14 protein-coding genes are annotated in these 13640 nt (G+C 58.6%); 8 read left to right on the forward strand and 6 right to left on the reverse strand.

Annotation, left to right across the window (positions count from 1 at the left end; translation table 11 throughout):
* Positions 1 to 60 precede the first annotated feature (60 nt).
* The 3 genes from glyA to gcvT all read left to right on the forward strand — a co-directional run bounded on the left by glyA (position 61) and on the right by gcvT (position 3992).
* The gene (gene glyA, locus HCI85_RS04225; protein ID WP_167142310.1) at positions 61 to 1314 is read left to right on the forward strand and encodes a serine hydroxymethyltransferase; all 1254 of its coding nucleotides are present in this window, start codon (positions 61 to 63) and stop codon (positions 1312 to 1314) included.
* Between the two features lie 98 nt (positions 1315 to 1412).
* Positions 1413 to 2789: an L-serine ammonia-lyase gene (locus HCI85_RS04230; protein WP_167142313.1), complete on the forward strand. Its 1377-nt coding sequence runs from the start codon at positions 1413 to 1415 to the stop codon at positions 2787 to 2789.
* 81 nt (positions 2790 to 2870) lie between these two features.
* Positions 2871 to 3992 (forward strand): glycine cleavage system aminomethyltransferase GcvT, encoded by a 1122-nt coding sequence (gene gcvT / locus HCI85_RS04235; protein WP_167142316.1) that lies wholly within the window; start codon positions 2871 to 2873, stop codon positions 3990 to 3992.
* A 59-nt stretch (positions 3993 to 4051) separates the two neighbouring features.
* Here the strand turns inward: gcvT and HCI85_RS04240 are convergent, their stop codons facing one another.
* Positions 4052 to 5185 carry a M14 family metallopeptidase gene (locus HCI85_RS04240; RefSeq protein ID WP_167142319.1) on the reverse strand — a complete coding sequence of 378 codons (1134 nt, stop codon included), beginning with the start codon at positions 5183 to 5185 and terminating at the stop codon, positions 4052 to 4054.
* Positions 5186 to 5415: 230 nt separating this feature from the next.
* On the opposite strand from HCI85_RS04240, the gene HCI85_RS04245 reads away from it, so the two are divergent.
* Entirely contained in the window at positions 5416 to 5961 is a 546-nt protein-coding gene (locus HCI85_RS04245) for a tetratricopeptide repeat protein (protein WP_167142323.1), read from the forward strand.
* Between the two features lie 10 nt (positions 5962 to 5971).
* On the opposite strand, the gene HCI85_RS04250 is transcribed toward HCI85_RS04245, so the two are convergent.
* Positions 5972 to 6256: a hypothetical protein gene (locus HCI85_RS04250; RefSeq protein ID WP_167142326.1), complete on the reverse strand. Its 285-nt coding sequence runs from the start codon at positions 6254 to 6256 to the stop codon at positions 5972 to 5974.
* Positions 6257 to 6595: 339 nt separating this feature from the next.
* Here HCI85_RS04250 and HCI85_RS04255 point away from each other — a divergent pair, with 339 nt between their 5' ends.
* A complete protein-coding gene (locus tag HCI85_RS04255) occupies positions 6596 to 7351 on the forward strand; it encodes a substrate-binding periplasmic protein (protein WP_241693728.1) in 756 nt (251 codons plus the stop codon).
* Between the two features lie 243 nt (positions 7352 to 7594).
* Positions 7595 to 7807, forward strand: a complete 213-nt coding sequence (locus HCI85_RS04260; protein WP_090251216.1) for a hypothetical protein — start codon at positions 7595 to 7597, stop codon at positions 7805 to 7807.
* A 55-nt stretch (positions 7808 to 7862) separates the two neighbouring features.
* On the opposite strand, the gene HCI85_RS04265 is transcribed toward HCI85_RS04260, so the two are convergent.
* Entirely contained in the window at positions 7863 to 9359 is a 1497-nt protein-coding gene (locus HCI85_RS04265) for a helicase HerA-like domain-containing protein (protein WP_167142329.1), read from the reverse strand.
* A gap of 122 nt (positions 9360 to 9481) precedes the next feature.
* Between HCI85_RS04265 and HCI85_RS04270 the strand changes: the two genes are divergently transcribed.
* On the forward strand, positions 9482 to 11359 hold the full coding sequence (locus tag HCI85_RS04270) for a methyl-accepting chemotaxis protein (RefSeq protein WP_167142333.1): 1878 nt from the start codon (positions 9482 to 9484) through the stop codon (positions 11357 to 11359).
* A gap of 42 nt (positions 11360 to 11401) precedes the next feature.
* On the opposite strand, the gene HCI85_RS04275 is transcribed toward HCI85_RS04270, so the two are convergent.
* Genes HCI85_RS04275 through purU form a run of 3 tightly spaced genes read right to left on the reverse strand, consistent with a single transcriptional unit; the run spans position 11402 to position 12936 of the window.
* Positions 11402 to 11587 carry a hypothetical protein gene (locus tag HCI85_RS04275; RefSeq protein ID WP_090248936.1) on the reverse strand — a complete coding sequence of 62 codons (186 nt, stop codon included), beginning with the start codon at positions 11585 to 11587 and terminating at the stop codon, positions 11402 to 11404.
* Positions 11588 to 11614: 27 nt separating this feature from the next.
* Positions 11615 to 12040, reverse strand: coding sequence for a CBS domain-containing protein (locus HCI85_RS04280; protein ID WP_167142336.1), 426 nt, complete (start codon positions 12038 to 12040; stop codon positions 11615 to 11617).
* A gap of 44 nt (positions 12041 to 12084) precedes the next feature.
* Positions 12085 to 12936: a formyltetrahydrofolate deformylase gene (gene purU, locus HCI85_RS04285; protein WP_090248938.1), complete on the reverse strand. Its 852-nt coding sequence runs from the start codon at positions 12934 to 12936 to the stop codon at positions 12085 to 12087.
* A gap of 295 nt (positions 12937 to 13231) precedes the next feature.
* On the opposite strand from purU, the gene mvaT reads away from it, so the two are divergent.
* Positions 13232 to 13606, forward strand: a complete 375-nt coding sequence (gene mvaT / locus HCI85_RS04290; RefSeq protein ID WP_090248939.1) for a histone-like nucleoid-structuring protein MvaT — start codon at positions 13232 to 13234, stop codon at positions 13604 to 13606.
* Positions 13607 to 13640: the final 34 nt, after the last annotated feature.

A 13640-nucleotide genomic window follows, 5' to 3' on the forward strand; every position in this document is an offset into this window, starting at 1 on the left:
GACTCACCTCTACCCGAGGCGGGTTAGCTGCACCTCATATAAAAACCAGAGGGCCTCACCATGTTTAGCAAGCACGACCAACTGCAAGGCTACGATGACGCCCTGCTCGCTGCGATTAACGCCGAAGAGCAGCGCCAGGAAGACCATATCGAGCTGATTGCCTCGGAGAACTATTGCAGCCAGCGCGTGATGCAGGCCCAGGGCAGCGGCCTGACTAACAAGTACGCCGAAGGCTATCCAGGCAAGCGTTACTACGGCGGTTGTGAGCATGTCGACAAGGTCGAAGCCCTGGCCATCGAACGCGCCAAGCAGCTGTTCGGTGCCGATTACGCCAACGTGCAGCCGCACTCCGGTTCTTCCGCCAACAGCGCGGTGTACCTGGCGCTGCTGAATGCTGGTGACACCATCCTCGGCATGAGCCTAGCCCACGGCGGCCACCTGACCCACGGGGCCAAGGTGTCGTCCTCCGGCAAGCTGTACAACGCGGTGCAGTACGGCATCGACGAGCAAGGCCTGATCGATTACGCCGAGGTCGAGCGCCTGGCCGTCGAACACAAACCGAAGATGATCGTTGCCGGTTTCTCCGCCTATTCGCGCACCCTGGATTTCGCCCGTTTCCGCGCCATAGCGGACAAGGTCGGTGCGCTGCTATTTGTCGATATGGCTCACGTCGCTGGCCTGGTGGCCGCTGGTCTGTATCCGAATCCGCTGCCGTTTGCCGATGTGGTCACCACCACCACCCACAAAACCCTGCGCGGCCCGCGCGGTGGCTTGATCCTGGCCAAGGCCAATGAAGAGATCGAGAAGAAGCTCAACTCCGCCGTGTTCCCCGGCAGCCAGGGCGGCCCACTGATGCATGTGATCGCGGCCAAGGCGGTGTGCTTCAAGGAGGCGCTGGAGCCAGGCTTCAAGACTTACCAGCAGCAGGTGATCAACAACGCCAAGGCCATGGCCGAGGTGTTCGTTGCACGCGGCTATGACGTGGTCTCCGGCGGCACCGACAACCACCTGATGCTGGTCAGCCTGATCAAGCAAGGCCTCACCGGCAAGGCAGCCGACGCAGCCCTGGGCGCGGCGCATATCACGGTGAACAAGAACGCCGTGCCGAATGACCCGCAGTCGCCGTTTGTCACCTCTGGCATCCGCATCGGCACCCCGGCAGTCACCACCCGCGGTTTCAAGCAGGGCGAGTGCCGCACCCTGGCCAGCTGGATTTGCGACATCCTCGACGACTTGGAAAACCCAGCCGTGATCGAGCGCGTTCGCGGTCAGGTTGCGGACCTATGCGCCAGCTTCCCGGTCTACGCTAACTAAGACAGCACGCAATTTTGCCACTCGCGGCGCGGTTACCCAGCGCACCGCATTACCGCCGCCCCATAAGGGCGGCAGCAAAACACGCAGTCGGAGCAAGCATGTCACTTAGCGTTTTTGACCTCTTCAAGATCGGCATCGGCCCGTCCAGCTCGCACACTGTCGGCCCCATGCTGGCCGCCCTGCGCTTTGCCGAAGGCCTGCGCCGCGATGAGCTACTGGCCGCCACCGATACCGTGAAAGTGGAGCTATACGGCTCCCTCGGCGCCACCGGCAAGGGCCATGGCAGCGACAAAGCCGTGCTGCTCGGCCTGGAAGGCGAACAGCCGGCCAGCGTCGACACCAGTAACGTCGACGCCCGTCTGGCGGCGATTCGCAGCAGCGGCGAACTCAAGCTGCTCGGCGAAAAAGCTATCCACTTTGTAGAAAAGCAGCACCTGGCAATGATCCGCAAGCCGCTGCCCTTTCACCCCAATGGCATGATCTTTCGCGCCTTCGACGCCGCCGGTTTGCAGATCCGCTCGCGCGAGTATTACTCGGTGGGCGGCGGCTTCGTGGTCGATGAACAAGCCGCCGGAGCTGACCGCATTGTCGAAGACAGCACCGTACTGCAGTACCCCTTTACCACCGGCAAACAGCTGCTGGCGCATTGCGCCGAACACAACCTGTCGATCAGCCAGGTGATGCTGGCCAACGAAGCCGCCTGGCGCCCGGAAGCCGAGACCCGCGCGCGCCTGCTGCATATCTGGCAGGTAATGCAGGATTGCGTCGAAGCCGGTTGCCGCAACGAAGGCATCATGCCCGGCGGCCTCAAGGTCAAACGCCGCGCCGCAGCCCTGCACCGTCAGCTGTGCAAGAACCCCGAAGCCGCGCTGCGCGATGCGTTGAGCGTGCTCGATTGGGTCAACCTCTACGCCCTGGCGGTCAACGAGGAAAATGCCAGCGGCGGCCGCGTGGTCACCGCACCGACCAATGGCGCGGCTGGTATCGTGCCGGCGGTGCTGCATTACTACAGCCGCTTTATCCCAAGTTCCAACGACGACGGCGTGGTGCGCTTTCTGCTCACCGCCGCCGCCATCGGCATCCTCTACAAAGAAAACGCCTCGATCTCCGGCGCCGAAGTCGGCTGCCAGGGCGAGGTCGGCGTGGCCTGCTCGATGGCCGCCGGCGCCCTGTGCGAAGTCCTTGGCGGTAGCGTCAATCAAGTAGAAAACGCCGCCGAAATCGGCATGGAACACAACCTCGGCCTGACCTGCGACCCCATTGGCGGCCTGGTGCAGGTGCCCTGTATCGAACGTAACGCCATGGGTTCGGTGAAGGCGATCAACGCCGCACGCATGGCCCTGCGCGGCGACGGTCAGCATTTCGTCTCGCTGGATAAAGTGATCCGCACCATGCGCCAGACCGGTGCCGACATGAACAACAAGTACAAGGAAACCGCCCGCGGCGGCCTGGCCGTGAATATTGTCGAGTGCTGACACGGCATCCCATACAGCCTGTAGACGTGACGCTTTTAGCTCGCGCCTACACAAACAACCTTTACCGACATGGAGAACCGCATGACCACTGAAACCCTGGCGAAAACCCCGCTACATGCCCTGCATCTTGAACTTGGCGCGCGCATGGTGCCGTTCGCCGGCTACGACATGCCCGTGCAGTACCCGCTCGGGGTGATGAAGGAACACCTGCACACCCGCGAGGCCGCCGGCCTGTTCGACGTCTCGCATATGGGCCAGATCATTCTGCGCGGCCCGCAGGCGGCACAGGCCCTGGAGCGCCTGGTGCCAGTGGATATCATCGACCTGCCCGTGGGCATGCAGCGCTACGCCATGTTCACCGATGACCAGGGCGGCATCCTCGACGACCTGATGGTCGCCAACCTGGGCAACGACACCCTGTTTCTGGTGGTCAACGCAGCCTGCAAGCACAAGGACCTCATGCACCTACAACTGCAGATCTCCAGCCAGTGCCAGATCGAAGCTTGTTTCGACCGCGCCCTGCTCGCCCTGCAAGGCCCGAAAGCTGTCGACGTGCTGGCGCGCCTGGCCCCTGAAGTCGCCAAGATGACCTTTATGCAATTCGCCCCGGTGCGCCTGCTGGGTGTCGACTGCTACGTCAGCCGCTCCGGCTACACCGGCGAAGACGGCTTTGAAATCTCGGTGCCGGCCACCCACGCCGAAACCCTGGCGCGCAGCCTGCTGGCCGAACCGGAAGTGGCCGCCATCGGCCTTGGCGCGCGCGACTCACTGCGCCTGGAAGCCGGCCTGTGCCTGTACGGCCACGACATGAGCACCAGCACCACGCCGATCGAGGCCAGCCTGCTGTGGGCCATGTCCAAGCCACGTCGTGCCGATGGCGCCCGTGCTGGCGGCTTCCCAGGTGCCGAGCGAATCTTCGCCCAGCAACAAGAAGGCGTTGCCAGCAAGCGCGTCGGCCTGCTGCCGCAGGAACGTGTACCGGTACGTGAAGGCGCAGAAATTGTCGATGCCGATGGCACTGTGATCGGCACCGTATGCAGTGGCGGCTTCGGCCCAACCCTCGCTGCGCCGGTAGCCATGGGCTATGTGCAGAGCAGCCATATTGCCCTGGATACCGAGGTATGGGCCATGGTGCGCGGCAAGCGCGTGGCGATGAAAGTGGCCAAAACCCCGTTTGTGCCGCAGCGCTACTACCGCGGCTAAAGCGACCTTAGCGACAACCTTGGCGGGCAGGACAAACAACCCTGCCCGCCAGCGTCCTGCTAATCGCGCAGCTGCCCGACCATGGCGGCTGCAACGCTGAGCACATCCTTGCCCAGCTGCATCGACCGCTCGCCATTCCAACCCGTCAGCGGATTGGGCCGATCATCGTGGTCTTTGAATGGCATCTCGATGGTGAAGGCCAAACAATCAAACTCCATACCCACCGCATTGCAGGCCAGGGTGGTATTGGCCTGGCCCGGTTCGTCGCGCGGATAGCCGAAGGTGGTCTGGAACTCGGCGCCGGTTTCGATCAATAACTGGCGGAACTGGTTTTCCAATCGCTCAAGGCGCGGGCTGTAGCCCGGATTACCTTCGCAACCAGCGGTAAACACGTGAGGAATTTCCTCATCGCCATGGATATCCAGAAACAGATCGACGCCCACCGCGCGCATCTGCTGCTGGACGAAATACACCTCCGGGCTGTCCGCCTCACTGGCTGACTGCCAGGCGCGATTAAGGTCGCGCCCGGCGACGTTGGTACGCAGATGGCCACGGAAGGCGCCATCCGGATTCATGTTTGGCACTAGGTACAAATCGGCCTTATCTAGCAGGGCATTCAGCTCGACATCATCGCGCCGCTGCAGACGCTCAAGCAGACCCTGCATAAACCACTCGGCCATATGCTCGCCGGGATGCTGTTGGGCGATTAGCCAGATCTTGCGCAGCGCCTGCGGATTACGGCTGATGCGCAGCAACTCGATTGGCCGCCCCTCGATGCTCTTACCCGTGGCAAACAGCTCGGCGCCCGCCAAACGCTGCGCATCCTCGATCAACTGGCTATGGCGCTCGCGGCTGTATGGCTCGAAATAGGCGAACCAGATCTGCCCATGCTGCGGCTCAATGTTGAACTTCAGCGCGCCCTCCTCAAAGCGGCTGGGCACCCGAAACCAGTCGCGCTGATCGTAAGAGGCTACGGCGTGGTAACCGATCCAGGCATTCTTGTAAGACGACTGCCCGGCATTGCCCAGGCTAAAGCCGTAAGGCTGACCAAGCTGCAAGCCCTCGACCTTAAAGTGGAACCACTGGAAATGTTCACTGTTGAGATCCGGACGAATCGCCAGCTGCACCTGCAGTGGGTTGCTGGCGTCGATGACCTCGATATTGCCGCTGTCGAAGTTGGAGCTGATCTGCATGGGGACCTCGATGGCTTGGGGCGCAAGAATGAACAAGAATCGCAGCTCTGGCGCAGCAGCGAAACGCTGCAGGCGACAAACTGATATGGATTCCGCAACTGCGCCCGACGCTCGCGCCTGCGACAGCCCTCGGACAACGCGCAACTTACCGGTAAGCCTGCAGTCTGGTGTTTAACCGTCTCAGGTTCGACTTAACCCTCAACGCCATATTTAAGGGAGCAGCCATCCGCATGATCAAACCGCTGCCAAGCCATCGTTCACTGGCAATACTGCTCTGCGCAGGAATGCTACTGGTCGGCTGCGCCAACCAGTCAGAGCAAAGCCGTAACGCCCCGCCGCCCCAGACAACCGCTGCGGTAAGCGAAAATAGCGTCGACGAGGCCAACCTGCGCAGCCAGGCCAACCGGGGCGACCTCAACAGTCAGTTCCAGCTCGGCAGCCTGTACTTCGTCGGCAAACCGCACAAGGACCTCAAACAGGCTGAGTACTGGTGGAAACTCGCCGCCGACAAAGGCCATGCCATGGCTGCCGTGAGCCTGGCCTACCTGTACACCGGCCGCGACAATCCAGACTTCAACAACCCCCAACTGATGCTCAAGTACCTCAACCAATCAGCCGCTGGTGGCAACCCGATGGCTCAACACATCCTTGGCAACCTTTACCTCAAGGGCGCACAAGGCGTGCCGCGCGACCCGATCCAGGCCAAAGCGTTGTTCCAGAGCGCCTGCCAGCAACGCTATGCCGCCAGCTGTGAAGCACTCAACAAGGCCCCTTAACAACCTCGCATCAAGCCTCGGTAGCGGGCTCCGCCAGCTCGCTTGCCGGCTGCTCAGGCTGTTGCGGCTCAGCCTCATCAACCGGCTCGCCCAACCACTCATTGGTTGACTGCTGCACCTCGTCCACCTGCTTATTGAGCTCTTTCACCGTCTCATCAACCGCTTCGCGGGCGACATCCACCACGGCTTGTTCGGCCTTTTGAGCCAGCTTTTGCGCAGACTGCTCAGCCGCCTCACAACCGACCAGGCCGATCAGTACCAACCCCAGCACACCCATTTGCATCGACTTACGCATAACGTTCTCCATAAGCAGCCGTGAGCGGTCTGATTGACGACCGCGATCCAGTGACCATGACCCGGATTGATCCAGCACTAACAGGGACTCACTGGTGCGGGCGCAAATGTAGGGAGGCACACGGATTTACTCAATTGCATAGAGTTTGCAAGGTGTTACCAGTCAGCTAGGCGCGCACTGGCAATGCAGGGTGCTATGCGTAATACATCGTTCATTTCGCTGGCACAAAAGGACACTAGGCAATTACGCGCAGACGCGGTTAATAATGTTCCCTGTACACACCAGAAACACTAGGTCATGCAGACCCGCGAGCGTTCATCGCAACTAAAGGATTAAGTCGTGCTGTTACGCCATGCATTGTTTTTCGTCACGGCCTTGATAACTGCCGTCCCGGCTGCAGCCGAAACGGTGCACTTTGTAACCGAGGAATTCCCACCGTTCAGTTTTTCGCGCGGCGGTATTGCCAGCGGCGCGCTGCCCGAGATAGTTAATGCAACCTGTAGCCTCTTGCAGTGGCATTGCGAAATTGAAGTATTGCCTTGGCGGCGCGCCTTGCAACAAGCCGAAGACGGTGAGGTTGATGGTATTTTCACTGTGATTCAGTCGCCTGCACGGCGTAAGGCATTTCTAATCACCCCCATGATGGTGACCTCCGGCTACGACTTTTACACCCTGCGTTCAAATCACTTTCAATTCACTCAACCCGATGATTTGCGTGGTCGCCAGATCGGCGTATACGGACCGTCCGGAACTTCATTCGTCCTGCAGGAAAGCCTGAAAAACACCCCGGATGTCGACATTAAATTGGTGACCAACAACCATCGTCTGCTCCTGATGCTTAATGCTGGGCGCTTTGGTGAAAAGGGTGTGGTATTACTTAATCGCGATGTTGCTCGTCACTTGATCGAGCATGAATATCTCTACGCGCTGCGTAACGCCGGACATTTGACGTCAATTTCATACGGCATTGGTTTTTCCCGCAAACGAGTCAGCCCAGTAAAGTTCCAGGCTTTTAATCGCGGGCTGAACACACTGCGTAATAACGGCCAGCTTGCAACCATCGTGCAGCGTTACGGTCTACAACCTGCCAATTAAGCACGCTGGACATTTAACTTGGCTTCGCCATAATTGCCGGGCGCAGCCTAATTAGCCCTTTAACAAACCTGACAACTCGTTCAGGTAATCCACAATAAAAGGGCAAACAGGCGCGGCAATAGTCATCAACACTATTGGCCACGCTTATTAAATGCGCGAACTAAACCTGTTTGGCGGCCTCAAGTGCCCAGGCCCTATGCCTGGCATCCAGCCACTATTCTGTTCAAGACCATGGGTAACTACGTGACGAAAGACGAACTGCGCGCCGAACTCGAGCGCCAGGCGCAGCGTTACAAGGATGTATACGGCGGAGAAGTGATTACCTACGCCGCTCAACCGGACCCCGAGCGCAAGCCGTGGCGCAAGAAGGCTAACCTTCTCGACCAAGCGTTTGAAAAAGAACTGGTAAAAATCGAAAAAGAGCTCCAATCCAAGGCCGACGAAGCAGCTGGCTGACGCCCCGCCGCATCAGTCAGATAGCGTGGCCATCCCTAACTGGATGGCCACGCCTTCAGCGCCGCTTACCGCCCATCAGCGACCCCAACAAACCACGTACCAGCTGCCGACCAATCTGATTGGCCGCCTGGCGCATGGCGGTTTTCATCACTTGGCTGGCCAAACCGCCAAGCAGCTCGCCCGCAGCACCGGCCATACCGCCTCCGACCTCGCTCTTACTCGCTGAACTCGGTTTATTGGACTCTGCCTGCTGCGCAGCTTGCTCTGCACGCGCAGTCAGCAACTCATAGGCGGACTCACGGTCGATTGGCTTGTCATAGCGCACCCGCAACGCGGACTGCTGGATCAACGCTGCTCGCTCGCTTTCACTCAACGGACCGATACGCGACTGCGGCGGCGCCACAGCAACACGCTGAACCATGGCCGGCGTGCCTTTAGCTTCCAGCGTACCAACCAGGGCCTCACCGATACCCAGTTCAGTAAGCACCGTCAGCGTGTCGATGGCCGGATTCGGACGGAAGCCATCGGCCACCGCGCGCAGCGATTTCTGCTCTTTCGCGGTAAACGCACGCAAGCCATGTTGAATACGCAGGCCAAGCTGCGCCAGCACATCATCTGGCAAATCGGCCGGCGATTGGGTGACGAAATACACCCCGACGCCTTTTGAGCGGATCAGTCGCACCACCTGCTCCAAGCGTTCCTGCAAGGCTTTCGGGGTATCGGCAAACAATAGGTGCGCTTCGTCGAAAAACAGTGCCAAAAGCGGTTTATCAGCATCCCCGCGCTCCGGCAGCTGCTCAAATAACTCAGCCAACAGCCAGAGCAGAAAGGTCGCGTAGACCTTCGGCGCTTCATGCACCAGGCGGCTGGCGTCGAGCAGGTGAATGCGCCCGCGGCCATCGCGGTCTGGATGCAGAATGTCTTCCAGCTGCAGTGCCGGCTCACCAAAGAGTGCCTCGGCGCCCTGCTGTTCCAAACCGGCTAACTTGCGCAATAAGGCTTGCGATGAGGTGGACGTGAACAAGGCGCTGTCATCCCCCAAAACCTCGGGGTGATTTTTCAAGTGTGCCAGCAGCGCTTTGAGGTCTTTAAGATCAAGCAGCAACAACCCTTCACGGTCTGCCACCTTGAACGCGGAATAGAGTGCAGCCTGCTGGCTGTCGGTCAGCTCCAGCAGCGCGCCGAGCAACAAAGGCCCCATTTCGCTCAGCGTGGTGCGCAGTGGATGGCCGCTCTTGCCGTGCACATCCCACAGGGTTACCGGGTAGGCCATCGGCTGATGGTTAAGCCAGGGCATGCTGGCAATGCGCTCGGCCACTTTGCCTTGCGGTGCGCCAGCCGCCCCCAGACCGCAGAGATCACCCTTCACATCGGCGGCAAACACCGCGACGCCAGCATCGCTGAAGGTTTCGATCAAGCGTTGCAATGTCACGGTTTTACCGGTGCCCGTCGCGCCAGCAATCAGTCCGTGACGGTTCGCCAGACGCAACGCCTGACCCACCGGCAGTCCCTCAAGATCGGCCCCCACAACAAACTGATCGGTTTGCACCATCTTGTTATCTCCATGGTTAAAGCTTTACTGCAAATAGGCCGACATAGTTAGCGTGCCCTGCAATAGCCACTGCCTAACATCAGCCCAAGACTGATGCCAGAACTCACCGGACGCAAGACGCCATGACCAACAACCTGAAGTTCAGCCACAAGATTCTGCTCGCCGCCTCGCTGGTGGTGATCGCCGCATTCTCGCTGTTCACGCTTTACAACGATTACCTGCAACGCAACGCGATCCGTGATGACTTGGAAAGCTACCTAAAGGAGATGGGGAATGTCACCGCCAGTAATATTTCCAACTGGCTGTCGGGGCGCATTCTGCTGGTAGAAAACGTTGCTCAATCGGTCGCCCGCGACTCTTCCGGCGATGCTCTGACCGGACTGCTGGAGCAGAAGGTACTGGCCTCCACCTTCGCCTTCACCTACTTGGGCAGCGCTGATGGCAGCTTCACCATGCGCCCGGACGAGGACATGCCGGATGGCTACGATCCGCGTCAGCGCCCTTGGTACAAGGATGCGATGGCAGCAGGCGGCACTACCCTTACCGAACCCTACGTCGACGCCGCCACCAGCGAACTGATCATCACCATCGCCACGCCCGCCAAAGCGGCAGGAGTTGTTGGCGGCGACCTGAGCCTCAACACCTTGGTCGACATCATCAACTCGCTGGACTTTGCCGGCATGGGTTATGCCTTTCTGATCAGCGCGGATGGCAAGATTCTCGTGCACCCGGACAAGTCCCTGGTGATGAAGAACATCAGTGAGGTCTACCCGCAAGATACCCCGCGCATCAGCGGCGAGTTCAGCGAAGCGGAACTCAATGGCGAGACGCGCATTCTCACCTTCGCTCCGGTCAAGGGCCTGCCCTCGGTTAACTGGCATGTCGGCCTGTCCATTGATAAGGCCAAGGCCTACTCAATGCTCAGCGAATTCCGCGCCTCGGCGATCGTTGCCACCATCATCGCGGTGGTGTTGATCATGTTGCTGCTGAGCATGCTGATCAGCGTGCTGATGCAACCGTTGAATGTCATGGGCAAAGCCATGGAAGACATCGCCCAAGGCGAGGGTGACCTGACCAGACGCCTGAGCATTCAATCCAACGACGAATTTGGCCGCCTGGCCAGTGCCTTCAACCAGTTTGTTGAGCGTATCCACAGTTCAATCCGCGAGGTGTCATCCGCCACCAGCCAGGTCAATGAAGTGGCGAAACTGGTGGTCGGCGCCTCTAACTCGTCGATGATCAACTCCGACGAGCAGGCCAGCCGAACCAACAGTGTGGCCGCTGCGATTAATGAGCTGGGCGCCGCCGCGCAGGAAATTGCGCGTAACGCTGCCGATGCATCGAACCAAGCCTCCGATGCACGCCACCTGGCTGAAGACGGCCGCCAAGTGGTGGAACAAACCATCAAAGCGATGAACGAACTGTCCGGCAAAATCAGCGCATCCTGCGGCAATATCGAAACCCTCAACAGTAAGACGGTGAACATCGGGCAGATACTTGAGGTGATCAAAAGCATCTCCCAACAAACCAACCTGCTGGCGCTCAACGCCGCTATCGAGGCAGCGCGCGCAGGTGAAGCCGGCCGTGGTTTCGCAGTGGTCGCCGATGAAGTACGCAACCTGGCACATCGCACCCAGGAATCGGCGCAGGAAATCGAGAAGATGATCGAAGAGCTGCAAGTCGGCTCCCGCGAATCGGTCACCACCATGACTGAAAGCCAACGCTACAGCGAAGAAAGCGTGGAGATCGCTAACCAAGCCGGCGCCCGCCTAAGCAGCGTCACCGAACGCATCGGTGAAATTGATGGCATGAACCAGTCGGTGGCCACCGCAACCGAGGAGCAGACCTCGGTGATCGAATCGCTTAACGTCGACATCACCGAAATCAACACCCTCAACCAAGAAGGTGTGGAAAACCTCAACGCCACCTTGCGTGCCTGCGGCGATCTGGAGCAACAGGCCAGCCGTCTGAAGCAACTGGTCGACAGCTTCCGCATTTAACCCCTGCGGAAAACAAACGGGCGCTCAGTGAGCGCCCCGTTTTTATTTCTGCTTTTCGTGGTTCGTTGGTGACTGTTCGTCTTGCTGCAACTGCCGCCATAACTCGGCGGCATCGGCAAATTCGCTACCGTCCTCAGGACTTAAAGCCTCAGGGTCATAGCGCTGCGTACAACCCTCACCAAGCACTGGTGGCGCGCTGGATGTGCCACGCGCGAGTGGATCAGTCATAACACCTCCAATGCATGCTACCAACCTTCAACTCAGCGCCACACGGCCTTCGTCATGCTGGGCAAACTCTTTGACCGCACGCAGCACATCGCTGCGGCTGACCTGGCCAATCAAACGGCCGTCTTCGACTACTGGCAAGCGCCGGCGCCGGCCGCGCAGAAAGCGCTCGGATATTTCGATGATATCCGCCTCGGGGGAAATCACTTCCACCTCGGTGGTCATATAGGCGCTGACATCACCGCCCGCCGACTCGTAGTAAGCGCCAGAAAGGATGCCGCGCAAACAATCGCCCTCCGACAACAACCCCACCAGATGCCCTTGCCCGTCAACTACCGGTGCGCCAGAGATACGGTGCTCAAGCAAGCGGTTAATCGCGGTGAACAGGTTCATTTCAGGCCGGAAAGTCACCAGATTGCGGGTCATGTAATCTCGCACTTTGATTGACTTGAGCATCATTAATATCCTCTGTCTGCGCTGAACCGAACCCTACTGACACCTCAGTCGAACACCACTGTTTTATTGTCGTGCACCAGCACTCGGTCTTCTAAGTGATAGCGTAGACCACGTGACAGCACCATCTTTTCGACATCTTTTCCCAGACGCACCATCTCTTCGATGCTATCGCGGTGGCTGACGCGCACCACGTCCTGCTCAATGATCGGCCCGGCGTCCAGCTCCTCGGTTACATAGTGCGAGGTCGCACCAATCAGTTTGACCCCTCGCAGCGATGCCTGGTGATATGGCTTGGCCCCAACAAACGACGGCAGAAAGCTGTGATGGATATTGATGACGCGCTGGGAGAACTCGGCGCAAAGTGGCGCAGGCAAAATCTGCATATAGCGCGCCAGCACAATTACGTCGGCGGCATGGGCTTTTACCAGCCGCGCCACCTCATCAAATGCCGGTTGTTTATCCTGCGAATTAACTGGCACATGGAAATACGGAATGTCATGCCACTCCACCATGCTGCGCAGGTCATCGTGGTTGGAAATGACGCATGGAATATCGCAATCTAATTCGTCACTGTGCCAGCGGTGCAGCAAATCGGCCAGGCAGTGCGATTCGCGACTGGCCATCAGCACCACACGTTTCTTAACCGCCGAATCGGTAACCCGCCACTCCATAGAAAACTCACGGGCAATCGGTGCAAAAGCCTGGCGAAAACCGTCCAGATCAAATGGCAGCGAGTCAGCACGAATCTCGTGGCGCATAAAAAACCAACCACTCTGATTATCCGAATGATGACTGGCTTCGGTAATCCAGCCGTTATAGGTGGCCAGAAAGTTACTCACCTTAGCCACAATTCCAACCCGATCAGGACAGGCAATGACCAATCGAAAAGTACGCATCAACGGCTCCGGGGCTCAAATAAAGTCGGCCATTCTAGTCTCAACGTGGAAAAACTGCAGTACTCAGACAGCACATGCCAGAGCATGCAACAGGACAGGACAGTTGTCGCTGGCGAAATAGTGCAGCACTTCAGCCTAAACAGTTAATAACTCGCTATATACAACAGGCCAAGCGGCCACCCAGTTACTTAACAATACAATTCATAAAAAATACCTATAAAGCGGTTTACTTGTTAAAAGTGCCTGACTACTATTGCTATCACTTAATCGCCAATCCCGAATACAGGTACCCATCATGTCGTTGATCAACGAATACCGCGCCACCGAAGAAGCAATCAAAGAACTGCAAGATCGCCTGAAAAATCTGTCGCAAGACGACAAACTGAAGAAAGAGCTGGAATTCGAAGGCAAACTGCGTGCACTGATGGGTGAATACCAGAAATCGCTGCGCGACATCATTGCCATGCTCGACCCAGAAGCCAAAGGCAGCAAAATCACCCGCGCCGCCAAAACAACTGGCACCAAACGCGCCCGTAAAGTTAAGCAGTACAAAAACCCGAATACCGGCGAAGTAATCGAAACCAAAGGCGGCAACCACAAGACGCTGAAAGAGTGGAAAGCCAAGTGGGGCGGTGACGTCGTTGAAGGCTGGGCAACCCTGCTGGGCTAAGCCTGCCGCTTAAGCGCCAAAAGCTTCACGCAAA

It is taken from the genome of Pseudomonas sp. OTU750018 (genome assembly GCF_011636575.1).
In the GTDB taxonomy this organism is placed as follows: domain Bacteria; phylum Pseudomonadota; class Gammaproteobacteria; order Pseudomonadales; family Pseudomonadaceae; genus Aquipseudomonas; species Aquipseudomonas peli.